The sequence below is a fragment of the Nitratireductor pacificus pht-3B genome (genome assembly GCF_000300335.1).
GTDB classification, from domain to species: Bacteria; Pseudomonadota; Alphaproteobacteria; order Rhizobiales; family Rhizobiaceae; genus Nitratireductor; species Nitratireductor pacificus.
Window position 1 is genome coordinate 44,415 of the sequence record NZ_AMRM01000014.1, and the last position, 15,712, is coordinate 60,126.

Consider the following 15,712-nt stretch of genomic DNA (forward strand, 5'->3'; position numbering starts at 1 on the left):
TCGCCTGGATGGGGATTTCCTGCGCCGATGAATGATTGTTCGACGTCTCGACTGGATTCGGGCGCATGAGCCTGCGGATATCTTCGAGCCCCGCCGGCGCGCGCCGCTTATCGGTGACGGTCATGGCCGCCGCCTGCGCGGCTCTCGTCTCGGCCTGTTCATCCACGACGCCGAAAGTCGCAGTCAGCAAGAAACCCACCAAGGAATATTTCGCCGAATCGGAATACGGCGTCAAAGCCAGTCCGCGCGTCACCTCCGTCCGTTCCAACCTGCCGCGCGGCGGCGGGCGCTATCAGGTCGGCAAGCCTTATCAGATCAAGGGGCGCTGGTATCATCCCGCCGAAGATCCCGACTACAAGAAGGTCGGCATGGCATCCTGGTACGGCGATGCCTTCCACGGGCGGCTGACGGCAAACGGCGAAGTCTATGACATGACGCATCTGACCGCCGCGCATCCGACGATGCCTCTGCCCAGCTATGCGCGCGTCACCAACATGAAGAACGGCAGTTCGGTCCTCGTCCGCGTCAACGATCGCGGACCCTTTGCGCACAACCGCGTCATCGACCTGTCGAAACGCGCTGCGGAAATGCTCGACTACACCCATTCGGGCATCGCCGAGGTGCAGGTGGAATATGTGGGCCGCGCGCCGCTCGAGGGCCAGGACGACCAGTATCTCCTGGCGTCCTATCGCCCGGGCGGCGCTGCTCCGGACCCGTCCGACGGCCTTCCGACCGGTGTCATGATCGCCATAAACGGCACGACCCCGACCGCCACGCTTCCCGGCGTCAGGGCGGCCGATGCCTTCGCCAGCCAGCCGGGCCTGGCGCCGCCCGCGCCCCTGCCGGTCGCTGCCGGTGGGGAGCAGGCGGTGCTTCCCGCGCTCGGCCCCATCGTTCCGGATCGCCCACGGACCGTCTCGCCGGCAGAGAGCGACGCGACCGATGTGGCACTTCTGTCCTATGCGGACCGGCGCATCTGGAACGCTTCGACGCCGTTCGACGCCGTGTTGCAGCCGGAACTGACGGCGAACGCCGTGGCGGAATGGTGGAACGGCCGCGCTATGGCGGGAGAGGAGGCCGGGCAGGCCTATCTGAACGCCGGAAGCTGGACCTCGCGCACCGAAGCCGAAGCGCAGGCCGAGCGCCTGAAAGGTGTCGGCAGGGTTGCCCTGCAGAGCGCCGTGGAGCCCGGCGGCCAGACCTATTTCACCGTCAGCGTCATGCCCGACGGCCGGATGGATCTGGACCGCATGCTGGAAACAGCATGGGCGGCGGGCGCACAGGATGCCTTCGTGGTGCGGCAGTAGCGCACAGTCAAAAGCCGCGGACCGTTAAACTTTGTCGCTTTATTTCGTGCGGAACTGTTGATCGCCGCGCGCCGAAACCTGTACCATCGGCGGGTGGATAGGACCCCGGGGCGTATGGTGTACAGGTGGAATTTCAACGGGTTGCTTGCCGCGGCGCTTGTCGTGCTGCTGTTCGGCGCGCAGTCGGCATCGGCGCAGCTCTTCGAGACGCGCGCCAAACAGGCCTTCATGATCGATGCCGAAACCGGCACCGTTCTGTTCTCCAAGGAAGCCGACGCGCGGATCCCACCGGCCTCGCTCGCCAAGCTGATGACGATGGAGGTCGTCTTCAATGCGATCAAGAGTGGCCGGCTGACCCTCAACGACGCCTTCTATGTCAGCGAGCATGCCTGGCGCACCGGCGGAGCCATATCAGGCACGTCGACCATGTTCGCCGAGATCAAGTCCTCCGTGCCGCTGGAAGCGCTGATCCAAGCGGTCATCGTGCAGTCGGCGAATGACGGCTGCATCATCATCGCCGAGGGCATGGCTGGTTCCGAGGAAAACTTTGCCCGGCTGATGACCGAACGCGCCCGCACTATCGGCCTGACGGATTCGGTTTTCGTCAACGCGACCGGCCTGCCGGCGGAGGGTCAGCATGTGACGATGCGCGACCTCGTCCGGCTCAGCGCGCATATCTGGCGCGAGTATCCGGAATTCTACAAATACTACGCCCAGGAAGCCTTCACCTGGAACAAGATCCTGCAGCGCAACCGCAATCCGCTGTTGCGCATGGACATCGGCGCTGAGGGCATGAAGACCGGCTTCACCGAGGAGACGGGCTACGCGATCGTCGGCGCCGTGCATCGCGGCGACCGGCGTCTGTTCGTCGCGATGAGTGGGCTGTCGAGCGAAAGCGAGCGCGCCGAGGAAGCCCGCAAGATGCTCGACTGGGGCATCCGCGCCTTCGAGCGGACGGAGATCTTTGCCGCCGGCGAGACCATCGGCCGCGTTTCCGTGTTCGGCGGCGAGCAACCGGATCTGGCCCTGCGGGCGGAAGGCCCGATCGCGATCTTCAAGCCGATCACCGAGGCCGACCGACTGGTCGCCCGTATCGTCTACCAGGGACCGGTCCCGGCGCCCGTCGCGGCGGGAACGCGGATCGGCACGCTAAAAGTCTGGATCGGCGACACGCTCAGCCAGGAAACACCCCTCTACGCCGCCGAGGACGTTGCCGTCGGCACGCTGTCGGACAGGGCGATGGACGCGGTCGGCGAATTGCTGGTCGGCTGGCTGCGCAAGTATCGTTCCTGATGCATCCGGCGGGCAATCGCGTGTTGAGAAGCCGGGGCGCGGCGTGGACCTTTGTTCCCCGACGGCCTAAGTAGGAGGCGAGGGCTGCCGGCGCGCATGGACGGCCGCCGACGAACGGGGAGCTTACCTTGCCGCGCGGTTTCTTCATCACATTCGAGGGGGGCGAGGGGGCTGGCAAGTCGACGCAGATCGGCCGGCTGGCGGAAAGCCTGCGCGCCGATGGACGCGAGGTGATCGTGACCCGCGAGCCCGGCGGATCGCCCGGCGCCGAGGCCGTGCGCCACGTGCTCCTGTCGGGCGCTGCCGAACCCTTCGGCCAGTCGATGGAGGCGATCCTGTTCGCCGCCGCCCGCTCCGACCATGTCGAGCAGGTGATCCGGCCGGCGATCGAGCGCGGTGCCGATGTGCTGTGCGACCGGTTCCTCGATTCCTCGCGCGTCTATCAGGGCGTCACCGGCGATCTCGATCCCGCCTTCATGCGCAATCTTGAACGCGTCGCCATCAACGGCATGCTGCCGGATCTGACGGTCATCCTGGACATCGATCCTGAGGAGGGGCTGCGGCGCGCCGGCGCGCGGCGCAGCGCCGAGGAAGCGCCCGACCGTTTCGAGAAGGAGACGCTGGCCATCCATCGCCGCCGGCGAAAAGCCTTTCTCGAGATCGCCAAGGCAGAGCCGGGTCGCTGTGTGGTGGTGGATGCATCGCTCGAGCCCGACAGGGTGGCGACGAGCGTGCTGAAGGCGGCGCGCGGCGCCATCGCCGGCGAAACGGCCGCCGCCGGCCGACGGAGCAACGCCTGATGTTCGAGCGGATCGCGCCGGAACGCTTCGACACGCTGCCGGACATTCCCGAGCCGGCCGAGAATCCGCTTCTCGTCGGGCATTCCGAGGCTGCAACCATGCTCGCCGGGGCCTACCGGGCAGGCAAGCTCCATCACGGACTGCTGTTTGCCGGGCCGCCCGGCATCGGCAAGGCGACGCTGGCCTTTCACCTGGCGCATCATCTTTTCACGCATCCCGACCCGTCCAACGCGCCCGGACACCTGACGGCGCCCGATGCGGCGGGGCAGGCGTTCCGCCTGATCGCCCAGGACGTACACCCCTCGCTGCTGCACCTGACCCGGCCCTATGTCGAGCGTGACAAGAAATTCAAGACCGTCATCACGGTCGACGAAATCCGCCGGATCCAGCGCTTCCTCTCGCTGACGCCGCACGATGGCGGCTATCGCGTGGTGATCGTCGATCCCGCCGACGACATGAATGTCAGCGCCGCCAACGCCCTGCTGAAGAGCCTGGAAGAGCCGCCACCGCGCACGGTCTTCATCCTCATCGCCCATTCGCCGGGCCGTCTCCTGCCGACCATTCGCTCGCGCTGCCAGGTCATCCGACTACAGCCGCTCGGCGACGACGCGCTTGGCGGCCTGCTCGGCGCACTCGGCGCAGCCGATGGCGGCGACGGTCAGGCCGTTGCCGCGCATGCAGGCGGCAGCGTCCGCAATGCCATCCTGCTTTCCCAGTTCGGCGGCGCGGAGATCACGAGCGTCCTGCAACGCCTGGTCGAGGCGCGCGGCGCGTTCGACAGTACCGAGGCGCTGCGCCTGGGCGACGCGGTCAGCGGCCGTGAACGCGACGTACAGTTCGCCATCTTCAACCGCGCCGTGCTGGACATGATCGCGGAGCGCGCTTCGGCCTTTGCCGCCGCCGGCGATGCAGAAGCCGCCGCCGGCGCGGCCGATCTGTGGGAAGAGACCAACGCGGCGATCCGCGACGCCGAAACCTACAATCTCGACCGCAAGCAGCACGTGGCCGGGCTGGCCGCCAGGCTGCACGCCGCTTTCCGGACCGGAGACCCACGCCGCACTGGCATGTGAGGGCGCGATGCGGTATTGCGCTGTTGAATTTCGTCCAACGACGGTCCGAACAGTCCGACCGAGCATCACTAAGCCTGGAAACTCCCCCGCATGGCCCGCGAAAAGTTCTACATCACCACACCGATCTTCTATCCCAACGGCAAGCCGCATATCGGCCATGCCTACACCGTGATCGCCACCGACGCGATGGCGCGGTTCCAGCGCCTGGACAACAAGGATGTGTTCTTTCTCACCGGCACCGACGAGCACGGGCTGAAGATGCAGCAGACGGCCGACAAGGAGGGCGTCGCGCCGCTGGCGCTCGCCGACCGTAATGCCGCCGTGTTCCGCAGCATGGTCGAAGCCGTCGGCGGCTCCAACGACCAGTTCATCCGCACCACCGAGGAGCGTCACAGGCGCGCCAGCCAGGCCATCTGGCAGAAGATGGCCGACAATGGCGACATCTATCTCGACCGCTATTCCGGCTGGTACTCGGTGCGCCAGGAGGCCTATTTCGACGAGAGCGAGACCACGATCGGCGAGGACGGCGTGCGCCGCGAGCCGCTCGGCTCGCCGGTCGAGTGGAACGAGGAGGAAACCTATTTCTTCCGCCTCTCGGCCTATCAGGAGCGCCTTCTGGCGCATTACGAGGCCAATCCCGATTTCATCGGTCCGGTCGAGCGCCGCAACGAGGTGATGAGCTTCGTCCGCTCGGGCCTGCGCGACCTGTCGATCTCGCGCTCCACCTTCAACTGGGGCATCCCGGTGCCGGGCGACGAGAAGCACGTCATGTATGTCTGGGTCGACGCGCTCACCAACTACATCACCGCCGCCGGCTATCCCGACACCGATGCCGCGAGTTGGTCCTGCTGGCCGGCCGACGTGCACGTCATCGGCAAGGACATCGTCCGCTTCCACGCCGTCTACTGGCCGGCCTTCCTGATGTCGGCCGGGATTCCGCTGCCGAAGCGGGTCTATGCGCACGGCTTCCTGTTCAACCGCGGCGAGAAGATGTCGAAATCCGTCGGCAACGTCGTCGATCCCTTCGCGCTCATCGAGCATTATGGGCTCGACCAGGTGCGCTATTTCTTCCTGCGCGAAGTGCCCTTCGGACAGGATGGCAGCTACAGCCACGACGCCATCGTCAACCGGTCGAACGCGGACCTCGCCAACGATCTCGGCAATCTCGCGCAGCGCTCGCTGTCGATGATCGCCAAGAACTGCGGCGGCAAGGTGCCCGAGAAGGGGACGCTGGAAGACGTGGATCTCGCCATTCTGGCCGCCGCCGATGCGGCGCTCGGCGCAGCGCGCAAGGCCATGGGCAACCAGGCGATCCACACCGCGCTCGCCGCCATCTTTGCCGTCGTCGCCGAGGCGAACCGTTACTTCGCCGGCCAGGAGCCCTGGTCGCTGAAGAAGACGGACCCCGCGCGCATGGAGACCGTGCTCTACACCACGGCGGAAGTCGTCCGCCGTGTCGCGATCCTCTGCCAGCCCTTCATTCCGGGATCGGCCGCCAAGCTGCTCGACCTGCTCGCAGTCCCCGTTGATAAGCGCAGCTTCCAGGAAGTTGCGGATGCGGCCGCCCTCGTTTCCGGACAGGAGCTTCCGGCGCCGCAACCGGTGTTTCCGCGCTATGTCGAGGAAAAGAAGGAAGGCGAGGGGGCCTGAGCCGGATGCTGGTCGACAGCCACTGCCATCTCGATTTCGCCGACTTCGACGACGAGCGCCCCGCCATCCTGGAACGCGCCCGCGCGGCCGGCGTCGGGCTGATGGTGACGATCTCGACGCGGGTCCGCCAGTTCGAGCGGGTGCGGGCCATCGCGGACGCCCATGAAAACGTGTTCTGCTCGGTCGGCACCCATCCGCACAATGCCGACGAGGAGCTCGACGTCACGGCCGAGGACCTCATCAGGCTTGCCGAGCACCCGAAGGTCGTCGCCATCGGCGAGGCAGGTCTCGACTATCACTACGACAAGGCGCCCCGCGCCGCGCAGGCCGAGGGGCTGCGTACCCATATCGCGGCGGCGCGCCAGAGCGGCCTGCCGCTGGTGATCCACGCGCGCGCCGCCGACGACGACATGATCGCCATCCTCGAGGAGGAGACGGGGAAGGGGGCTTTCCCCTTTATCCTGCACTGCTTCTCATCCGGCGCGGCACTGGCTGTCGCCGGCGTGCGGCTGGGCGGCTACGTGTCCTTCTCGGGCATCCTGACCTTCAGGAATTCGCAGGAACTGCGCGACATCGCGGCGACCGTGCCGCATGACCGCCTGCTGGTCGAAACGGATGCGCCCTATCTGGCGCCGGTGCCGAAGCGCGGCAAGCGCAACGAACCGGCCTTCGTCGCCCATACCGCCCAGGTGCTCGCCGAGACGGTCGGCCTCGATCCGGCGGCGCTTGCCGCAACCACTACCGACAATTTCTTCCGCCTGTTCTCCAAGGTGCCGCGGAGCCTCTTTCCGTGAGCGACCGCCTGCGTCTGACGATCCTCGGCTGCGGCTCGTCGCCGGGTACGCCGCGCATCACCGGTGAGTGGGGCGCCTGTGATCCGGAGAACCCGAGGAACCGGCGGCGGCGCTGTGCCGCCATGATCGAGCGCATCGCGGCGGATGGCGGCGTCACCCGTGTCGCGATCGACACGGGGCCGGATTTCCGCGAACAGATGATCGATGCCCGCGTCACCAGGCTCGACGCCGTGGTCTACACCCATCCGCACGCCGACCACATCCACGGCATCGACGATCTGCGCGGCTTCGTCCTGAACCAGCGCCGCCTGATGGACATCTATGCGGACCAACCGACGCTCGCGCGCCTGCGCGACGCCTTCGGCTACTGTTTCGAAACGCCGCCCGGCAGCAGCTATCCGCCGATCCTCAAGGCGCATGCCATCGGCCACGAGGATGATTTCACGATCACGGGAGAGGGCGGTCCGCTGACCTTCACGCCGCTGCCGCAGATCCACGGCGACATCCTGTCGCTCGGCTTCCGCATCGGCGGCATCGCCTATTGCCCCGATGTCAGCGATTTTCCCGGCGAGACGGCCCCGCTGATCGCCGATGCCGAGATTCTGGTGATCGACGCCCTGCAATATCAGACGCATCCCAGCCATTTCTCGCTGGACCAGGCGCTCGGCTGGATCGCCCGGCTTGCGCCGCGCCGCGCCGTGCTGACCCACATGCATATCCCGCTCGACTACGCGACCGTGCTGCGCGAAACTCCGGACCATGTCGAACCGGCCTATGACGGCATGATATTGGAAGTTTCCATTTAAAATCAGCATGTTATGCTGACATCATGAGAAATGTCCAAACAGCTCGATATCCGACTGAAAAACAAGAGGAATCCATGAGCAAGAGCATCAGCCGCGTCCAATCCGCCGCCGACCGGGCCGGCCTTGCGATCGACATCAGACGCATGGGTGAATCGACCCGCACCGCCGAGGAAGCCGCCAGCCAGTGCGGCTGCAGCGTCGCGCAGATCGTCAAGTCGCTGATCTTCCAGGGCGAAGACAGCGCAAGCCTTTATCTGTTTCTGGTGTCGGGCGCGCATCAGCTCGACCTCGACAAGGCTGCCGGGATCGCCGGCGAAGCACTGAAGCGCGCCGATCCGCGCCGCATCCGCGACGAAACGGGTTTTGCCATCGGCGGCGTTTCGCCGCTCGGCCAGCCGGACGGCGTACGCAGGTTCGGCGACAGGACGCTGCTTGGTTTCGACGTGGTCTGGGCGGCGGCGGGCGCGCATGACGCCGTGTTCGCCGCCGAACCGGGCGCTCTGTTCCGCGCGGCCGGCGTGTCGGAAGCCGACCTGACGGCCTGAGGTGCATGCGCAGGCGTCGGAGTCCGTTGGGCGCAAGATGCATCACCGACAGACGCGCGGGACGCGGGGCATGATGCCAGATGCAGCGTCAGGACCGCAAACGCAGTTTCTGGCAGTGCGCGTCGCACCGTATTGTTCCATAATCTATCTTATGCAACTTTCCGATATGCCAGCGCCCGTGTGCCTTCATCTCTCCGCGTGTGCCTCGCACGGCTGAGCGCCTACTCCTGATGCCAGCCTTCGATGCTCCATCCAGTCAGACTCTCGGCTTCGTCCCGGGAGACCGAGCGAACAGGCTGAATGAACGTCCAGACGTGCCCTTCCGGATCACGCGCGCGATAGATGCGGTCACCATAGACCTGATCCTCAGGCTCCTGCAGGATTTCGGCACCCGCCCGCCGCGCTGTGTCGCAATGCTGATCGAGGCCGTAGCGCAGCTTGATATAGAGGACCTGCGTGTTCTTCGCGCCGACTGATGCCGGGCTCGCAATATAGGACGCCCACTCCGAATCCACGACGATATAGGCGTCCTCCATGCGCATTTCGGAGTGGACAAGCACGCCGTCGCGATCCCGCACCTCAATGTGGCGCTCGAATCCGAAAGCGTGCTCGAGCCAGTCCAGCGCCGCGACCGGGTCACGATAAAAAACACCGGCGCCGAGCGTGGAGCGTCTAAAAGGGTCGTTCATGCCGCTTCATCCAGCAATGATATACACCTGTGAAATGCCGCGATGCGGCTTTCATTTGAAATCTTTATCGCGCTGCGATGAAACGCCGAAAGAGTTTGGCATGGAGATCTGCAAATGCCACCCCTGCCCCTCGCCAAGCGGTTTCTAAGTCCTCCTCGATGCACTCTCGACAGCGCCGGCGCGGGGTTTGACCGAGCGATCCTCATTGTCCTGGCCGGTCTCGAGCTGGTGCAGGATCGGGCAGTGCGGGCGGTGATCGCCCCGGCAGGACCGGATCAGCACGGTCAGCGTCTGAACCATGTCCTGGAGACCGGCGATCTTTCTCTCCAATTCCCGGACATGCCCTTCCGCCAGACGCTTGACCTCCGAACTCTGCCGGGCATCGTCGCGCCAGAGCCCCAGCAGATTGCCGATCTCGGCCACCGAGAAGCCGAGGTCGCGCGCGCGGCGGATGAAGCGAAGCATATGGACATCGGTGTCGGAATAGTCGCGATAGCCGGACTCCGTACGATCCGCCCTGGGGATCAACCCGTTCTGCTCATAGTAACGGATCATCTTGGACGAAACGCCCGATGCGCTCGATGCGCGTCCGATGTTCATCATCACACTCCCGAAAAAGCTCCGGCAACCGGCCCTATATAGGGCGGCTGCCGGGCGTTGTCAGTTCGACACCCTGAAGGTCTTGAGCCGCAGCGCGTTGCCGAGCACGAAGACGCTGGAGAGCGCCATGGCGCCGGCCGCGAAGACGGGCGACAGGAGGATGCCATAGGCCGGATAGAGCATGCCGGCGGCAACCGGGATCAGCGCCGTATTGTAGGCGAAGGCCCAGAACAGGTTCTGCCGGATGTTGCCGATCGTCGCCTTGGACAGGGCGATCGCATTCGGCACGCCCTGCAGGCTGCCGGACATCAGCACCACGTCCGCCGCCTCGATGGCGATGTCCGTTCCCGTGCCGATGGCGAGGCCGACGTCCGCTTCCGCGAGCGCGGGAGCATCGTTGATGCCGTCGCCGACGAACGCCACCTTGCCATGCTCCGCCCTGAGGCGGCGGACGGCGTCCACCTTCCCGTCCGGCAGCACTTCCGCCACGACGCTGTCGATGCCCAGCTGTGCTGCAATGGCCCTGGCGGTGCCGGCATTGTCGCCGGTGATCATCGCGACCTTCAGCCCTAGATCATGCATCGCCCTGATCGCCAGCGGGGTCGTCTCCTTGATGGGGTCCGCCACCGCGATGATGGCCGCCAGCTTTCCGTCGATCGCCGCATAGAGCGGGGACTTGCCTTCGTTTGCGAGGCGTTCGGCAACGCTGGCGAAACCGGTGACGTCCAGACCGAGCGCGGCCATGTAGCGGTCGGCGCCGATCTCGACGCGCTTGCCGTCCGCGCTGGCCTTCACCCCAAAGCCCGTCACGGATTCGAAGTCCGACACGGAGGCCAGTGCGATGCCCTCGCCTGCCGCCGCATCGACGATCGCGCGGGCGATCGGGTGTTCCGACTTCGCCTCGACCGCCGCGACGAGGCCCAAAACCGTCTCGCGGTCGAAACCCGGGGCCAGTTCCAGATCGGTCAGCGCCGGCCGGCCTTCGGTCAGCGTGCCGGTCTTGTCGACGGCGACGACCTTTGCATCCTTCAGCAATTGCAGTGCTTCACCCTTGCGGAAGAGCACGCCCAGTTCCGCCCCGCGGCCGGTGCCGACCATGATCGAGGTCGGCGTCGCCAGCCCCATGGCGCATGGGCAGGCGATGATCAGGACGGCGACGGCGTTGACCAGCGCGAAAGTGAGCGCCGGCGACGGACCGAAATAGAACCAGGCTGCGAAGGTCAGCGCCGCCACGGCGAAGACAGCCGGCACGAACCACATCGTAACCTTGTCGACCAGTGCCTGGATCGGCAGCTTCGAACCCTGCGCTTCCTCGACCATGCGGATGATCTGCGAAAGCACCGTGTCGCCGCCGACGGCCGTCGCGCGGATGGCGAAGGCGCCCTTCTGGTTGACGGTGCCGCCGACCACCGGGCTGCCCGGCGACTTGGAAACCGGGATCGGTTCGCCGGTGATCATCGACTCGTCGACATAGCTGTCGCCCTCGATCACCTCGCCGTCCACGGGGATTCGCTCGCCAGGGCGAACCTCGACGACATCGCCGGAGGCGACCGAGCCGATCGGCAGGTCGATCGTCCCGCCGTCGCGGCGCACGCGCGCTGTCTTGGCCTGCAGGCCGACCAGGCGCTTGATCGCTTCGGAGGTGCGACCCTTGGCGCGGGCCTCGAGCAGCCGGCCGAGCAGGATCAGCGTCACGATGACGGCTGCCGCCTCGAAATAGACGTTGACCGTCCCGGCAGGCAGGAATCCGGGCGCGAAGGTCGCCACCAGCGAGTAGCCATAGGCTGCCAGCGATCCGACGGCGACAAGCGAGTTCATGTCGGGCGCAAGCCGCCACAGCGCCGGGAGCCCCTTGTCGTAGAAGCGGATCCCCGGAACGAACAGCACCAGCGTCGTCAGCGCGAACTGGAGATACCAGCTGTTGGTCATGCCGATGGTGCTGTCGATCAGCGCGTGGACGCCCGGAATGAGGTGCGATCCCATCTCTAGCAGGAAGACGGGAGCGGTGAGCACGGCAGCGATGATGAAGTCGCGAGTCAGCTCACGCCGCTCCGCTTCCTTCTTCTGCGCACGGTCGTCGGCTTCGGTCTCGGCGCCGGTGCTTGCGGCCGCGAGGACCCGGGCGTCGTAGCCGGCGTTCTCGATCGCCGCCACCACGGCGGCTGGCTCCACGGTTCCGTGGACGGTTGCCTTTTCCGTTGCGAGATTGACCGCCGCGCCCGTGACGCCGGGCACCGCCTTCAGGGCCTTTTCGACACGGCCGACGCAGGACGCGCAGGTCATGCCCTCGATCGCCACCTCGAGCGTCGCCGTCTGCGGAGCGGAGAAGCTGGCCGGAACCTCATAGCCGACAGCCTCCACTTCCCTGACCAGCGCGGCGGGATCGACCGGCGCGCTGAAGGTGATGCTGGCCTTCTCGGTCGCCAGATTGACCACCGCGTCGGCGACGCCGGGCACCGCCTTCAAGGCTCTTTCGACGCGACCCACGCAGGACGCGCAGGTCATGCCCTCGATAGGCAGTGAGAGCGCCTGCCTCGTCGTGTCGGTGTTTCGAACAGGGGCATTCATCGCCACCTCCTTCATCAGTCCGGAATTCATGTTCGGACCAGAGATGGAGCTTCCAGCGATGGGAAGGTCAAGCGCAATTTTTCTGCTTTTTTCATCGCTTGACCTTCCCATCGCTGGAAGCTCCATCTTGCACCGGATGAGACTCACAGCAAGGAGAAACACCATGGAGCTCAAGATCGAGAATATGACCTGCGGCGGCTGCGCGCGCTCCGTCACCAAGGCGATCCAGTCCGTCGACCCCAATGCGAAGGTCGAGGCCGATCCGGCCGCCCGGATCGTCAAGGTCGAGACCGAGGCGTCCGCGGCAGCGGTGCAGACGGTCCTCGATGAAGCCGGCTTTCCGGCAACCGCGCGCTGATCGAAGAAGCGCCATGAACAGGCTCACTCCGATCTTCATTGCTGCGGCACTTGCAATCAGCGCCGGGCTCGCCCTGGCACAGAGCCGCATGACCCTGCAGGACGGGAACCGGGGTCATGCCGCGCCGGGCCACTCCATGCCTGCCGCCGACCGGTAGACCAAGCCCGTATCGACGTGGGGGCCGGTGGCCCCCACGCCGCCATAAGCCGTCAAACCTCCTCCCCTGAAGCGTGACGCCGGCCTTTACCCCGGTGCCGGCTGGTGTCAGAGTGTTTTCGAGGTTCCACCACCGACACGCCGCAGAACGGCACAGCAATTCCACGAGCATGCAGGCAGCCGGCCTCGTCAACGCCTTCACAATGAGGATTGATGCCATGCTTAGACATGCTGTTGCAGCGTCGTTCCTGACGCTCGCCACATCCGCGACCGCCTATGAGACGCTCGACCAGACCGGTTTCGAGGATTTTTCCGGCCTGGTGGCCACATCGACCACCTGGGTCAATGAGCACGGGTCGATGATGACGATCACCGTGAGCACGACCGACCAGGTGAGCGGCCACTACGTCAACCACGCCCGCGACACCGGCTGCCAGAACACGCCCTACCCGCTCACCGGCCGCGTCAACGGGCAGTTCATCGCCTTTTCTGTGGCCTGGCGGAACGGCACCCAGGACTGCAGATCGGCGACGGGCTGGACCGGCTACGCGCGGCGCAACGACGACGGGACGATCCAGATCGTCACCGACTGGAACCTGTCCTACCAGGGCGGTTCGGAACCGGCGATCGAACGCGGTCAGGATCTTTTCAGCTATGTTCCGCCAAGCATCGGCGAAGCGCCGCCGATGAAGGAGTAGCAGGGCACGGGTGGACATGGCCGGGCAGGCGGCAACGCCCCTGCCCGGCCTTGGCCATCAGCGCCTCAGGATCGCCAGCCCGGCGAGCACCAGCAGCGCCATGGAACCCGCATAGCCGACCAGTGGCCAGGCGGTGTCACCATCCAGGCAGATGACGAACAGCGTTCCCGCCAGCGCGACGATCAGGCTCTGAACACAGAAATAGAACGCGACGGCCATTCCCGCCGATGCGCCGAAAGCCGCCAGCGCGCCGTTCGCCGTCACCGACGAGGCAAGGACGATGCCGACCGCGATCACCCACATGGGCATCACGAAGCTGGCGAAGGACGGCGTGAGGAACATCTGGCCCAGCGCCAGAAGAACGGCCCCCAGGAGCAGCATGACCATGCCCCGCGCCAGGCAACCTGCCTGACCCCAGCGCGTCACGAATCGACTGGCGAAACGCGTGGTGATGATCATGGCGAATGCCGCGCTGGCGAACGACAGGCTGAACCCGATCTGCGAAAAGCCGGCGCCGTCGATCAGGACACGCGGCGCCGTGGAGAAGAAGACGAAGAACGAACCCATCGCGGCACTGAAGCCGAGCGTGTAGATCCAGAAGGCACCGCTTGTGAGAATGGCGCGCCATGCGGTGGAGGACGAAGGCGTCTCGGCCGGCCGCGTCTCGGGCCATCGGACGAGAGCAGGTACGAGCGCCGCGACGGCCAGGCCGGCCAGAACGGCGAAGATTGCGCGCCAGCCGAAATGTGCGGCGATCAGCGCCCCGGCGATCGGCCCCAGAGCCGGCACGAAAGCCAGCATGGACCCGAACAGGCTGTAGATCACCGCACCTTCCGGACGCTCCGCGTACACATCGCGTACCGTGGCAAATGTCGCGACCAGCGCCGCCGAGGCGCCCGCCGCCTGCACGATGCGCAGGATCACGAAGAAGATGGCCGATGCGGTCAGCGCCAGGCCGAGGGAACTGGCGGCGAACAGAAGCGCCCCGACGATGAGGACCGGACGGCGGCCGACACGGTCGGACAACGGGCCAAAGACCATCTGCCCGAGCCCAAGCACCACCATGTACAGGCTGAGCGTGAGCTGCACCACAGACGTTGTGGTCTGCAGGCTTTCCGGCATCTGCACGATGACGGGAAGATAGATGTCCATCGCCAGGGAGGCGAGAATGTCGAATGGCGCCATAAGCATGAGCGCCGTGGCGAGAGAATGGTTCCAGACAGAAGAGCTGGGACGAAGCATGGCAAAAATCCGCACAAATGAACTGCATTTGGCGGCGCCCTGCCGGCATGATTTCTTGAACGATGACGGATCAGACGCCGCAACGACCTGAAATGGCGTTGCGGCTCACTTGTCTGCGGACTTGGTGCTTCCCGTCATCTGCTTTCGTCCTGTTCAGGCCCGTCTTGCGTGCGGGCCGGGAGCGGTTTCTAGCAGCAACACTCCACCGCAGCAAGACGGCCTCGTGGCGGAAGAAACGGTGGAGACATCCCGCGGTCTCCCTCCCCCGACCGCCAATCCATGCTATGACGCCCCGCCGAGCGACAGCGAAAGGATCATCCATGCAGCCCTCGACCGACATCGCCCGCCTGCTGGAGATCATGACCGCGCTGCGCACGCCCGAAACCGGCTGCCCGTGGGACGTGGAGCAGGATTTCTCGTCCATCGCCCCCTACACGATCGAGGAAGCCTATGAGGTGGCGGACGCCATCGAGCGCGGCGACATGGACGATCTGCGCGACGAGCTCGGCGACCTGCTGCTGCAGGTCGTGTTTCACGCCCGCATGGCCGAGGAAGAAGGCCGCTTCGCCTTCGGCGACGTCGTGCACGCCATCACGGCCAAGATGATCCGCCGGCACCCGCATGTCTTCGGCCCGGCCGAGGCGCGCGGCAAGGGCCTTGCCAAGGGCATGTGGGAGGCGATCAAGGCGCAGGAGAAGGCAGACCGCCGGGCGCGCCGCGCGGCGAATGGCCAGACGCTGGAAGAGAACGCCTATCTCGACGACGTGCCACGCGCCCTGCCCGCGCTGATGCGCGCCCTCAAGTTGCAGTCGCGCGCCGCCCGCGTCGGCTTCGACTGGGGCGCGGCAGGCCCGGTCTTCGACAAGATCGAGGAAGAGATCGGCGAGCTGCGCGAGGCCATCGAGAGCCGCGACGAAGCCCATATTGCCGAGGAATACGGCGACCTCCTGTTCGCCTTCGTCAATCTCGGCCGTCATCTGGGGCACGATCCCGAAGCCGCGCTTTCGGCCGCCAACGACAAGTTCCGCAAGCGGTTCGATCATGTCGAGCGGGCGCTGGACGGTGCCGGACGCTCGCTCGAAGAGGCGAGCCTTGCTGAAATGGAAGAGCTCTGGCAGCAGGCCAAGTCCCTGTAG

The 15,712-nt window shown here is 65.8% G+C and carries 16 protein-coding genes; 12 read left to right on the forward strand and 4 right to left on the reverse strand.

Going from position 1 to position 15,712, the window contains the following annotated elements:
- The first annotated feature begins 65 nt into the window (after window positions 1–65).
- The 8 genes from NA2_RS13220 to NA2_RS13255 all read left to right on the forward strand — a co-directional run bounded on the left by NA2_RS13220 (window position 66) and on the right by NA2_RS13255 (window position 8,265).
- Entirely contained in the window at window positions 66–1,307 is a 1,242-nt protein-coding gene (locus tag NA2_RS13220; RefSeq protein ID WP_051011644.1) for a septal ring lytic transglycosylase RlpA family protein, read from the forward strand.
- 114 nt (window positions 1,308–1,421) lie between these two features.
- On the forward strand, window positions 1,422–2,600 hold the full coding sequence (locus NA2_RS13225) for a D-alanyl-D-alanine carboxypeptidase family protein (protein ID WP_008597471.1): 1,179 nt from the start codon (window positions 1,422–1,424) through the stop codon (window positions 2,598–2,600).
- A gap of 128 nt (window positions 2,601–2,728) precedes the next feature.
- Complete coding sequence (gene tmk, locus NA2_RS13230) at window positions 2,729–3,400, forward strand: dTMP kinase (RefSeq protein WP_008597472.1); 672 nt, start codon at window positions 2,729–2,731, stop codon at window positions 3,398–3,400.
- A complete protein-coding gene (locus NA2_RS13235; protein WP_008597473.1) occupies window positions 3,400–4,470 on the forward strand; it encodes a DNA polymerase III subunit delta' in 1,071 nt (356 codons plus the stop codon). Before tmk ends, NA2_RS13235 begins: the two co-directional genes overlap by 1 nt.
- A gap of 90 nt (window positions 4,471–4,560) precedes the next feature.
- Window positions 4,561–6,120: a methionine--tRNA ligase gene (metG, locus tag NA2_RS13240; RefSeq protein ID WP_008597474.1), complete on the forward strand. Its 1,560-nt coding sequence runs from the start codon at window positions 4,561–4,563 to the stop codon at window positions 6,118–6,120.
- Between the two features lie 5 nt (window positions 6,121–6,125).
- Complete coding sequence (locus tag NA2_RS13245; RefSeq protein ID WP_008597475.1) at window positions 6,126–6,914, forward strand: TatD family hydrolase; 789 nt, start codon at window positions 6,126–6,128, stop codon at window positions 6,912–6,914.
- A complete protein-coding gene (locus NA2_RS13250; RefSeq protein WP_040677822.1) occupies window positions 6,911–7,720 on the forward strand; it encodes an MBL fold metallo-hydrolase in 810 nt (269 codons plus the stop codon). The genes NA2_RS13245 and NA2_RS13250 overlap by 4 nt, the downstream gene beginning before the upstream one ends.
- Before the next feature lie 74 nt (window positions 7,721–7,794).
- Window positions 7,795–8,265 (forward strand): YbaK/EbsC family protein, encoded by a 471-nt coding sequence (locus tag NA2_RS13255; protein ID WP_008597477.1) that lies wholly within the window; start codon window positions 7,795–7,797, stop codon window positions 8,263–8,265.
- Between the two features lie 221 nt (window positions 8,266–8,486).
- On the opposite strand, the gene NA2_RS13260 is transcribed toward NA2_RS13255, so the two are convergent.
- The 3 genes from NA2_RS13260 to NA2_RS13270 form a co-directional block, all read right to left on the reverse strand.
- Entirely contained in the window at window positions 8,487–8,954 is a 468-nt protein-coding gene (locus tag NA2_RS13260) for a VOC family protein (protein WP_008597478.1), read from the reverse strand.
- Window positions 8,955–9,098: 144 nt separating this feature from the next.
- Window positions 9,099–9,554, reverse strand: a complete 456-nt coding sequence (gene cueR, locus NA2_RS13265; protein WP_040677870.1) for a Cu(I)-responsive transcriptional regulator — start codon at window positions 9,552–9,554, stop codon at window positions 9,099–9,101.
- A 60-nt stretch (window positions 9,555–9,614) separates the two neighbouring features.
- Window positions 9,615–12,122, reverse strand: coding sequence for a heavy metal translocating P-type ATPase (locus NA2_RS13270; protein ID WP_040677873.1), 2,508 nt, complete (start codon window positions 12,120–12,122; stop codon window positions 9,615–9,617).
- 163 nt (window positions 12,123–12,285) lie between these two features.
- Between NA2_RS13270 and NA2_RS13275 the strand changes: the two genes are divergently transcribed.
- From NA2_RS13275 to NA2_RS13280, 3 genes are all read left to right on the forward strand, one after another.
- Window positions 12,286–12,480, forward strand: a complete 195-nt coding sequence (locus tag NA2_RS13275; protein WP_008597481.1) for a heavy-metal-associated domain-containing protein — start codon at window positions 12,286–12,288, stop codon at window positions 12,478–12,480.
- A gap of 13 nt (window positions 12,481–12,493) precedes the next feature.
- On the forward strand, window positions 12,494–12,637 hold the full coding sequence (locus NA2_RS21975; protein WP_157188230.1) for a hypothetical protein: 144 nt from the start codon (window positions 12,494–12,496) through the stop codon (window positions 12,635–12,637).
- Window positions 12,638–12,854: 217 nt separating this feature from the next.
- Window positions 12,855–13,334: an avidin/streptavidin family protein gene (locus NA2_RS13280; protein ID WP_040677876.1), complete on the forward strand. Its 480-nt coding sequence runs from the start codon at window positions 12,855–12,857 to the stop codon at window positions 13,332–13,334.
- A gap of 57 nt (window positions 13,335–13,391) precedes the next feature.
- Here NA2_RS13280 and cml read toward each other — a convergent pair whose 3' ends face one another.
- Window positions 13,392–14,576 (reverse strand): CmlA/FloR family chloramphenicol efflux MFS transporter, encoded by a 1,185-nt coding sequence (cml, locus tag NA2_RS13285; RefSeq protein ID WP_040677825.1) that lies wholly within the window; start codon window positions 14,574–14,576, stop codon window positions 13,392–13,394.
- A 320-nt stretch (window positions 14,577–14,896) separates the two neighbouring features.
- Between cml and mazG the strand changes: the two genes are divergently transcribed.
- Complete coding sequence (gene mazG, locus NA2_RS13290; protein WP_008597484.1) at window positions 14,897–15,712, forward strand: nucleoside triphosphate pyrophosphohydrolase; 816 nt, start codon at window positions 14,897–14,899, stop codon at window positions 15,710–15,712.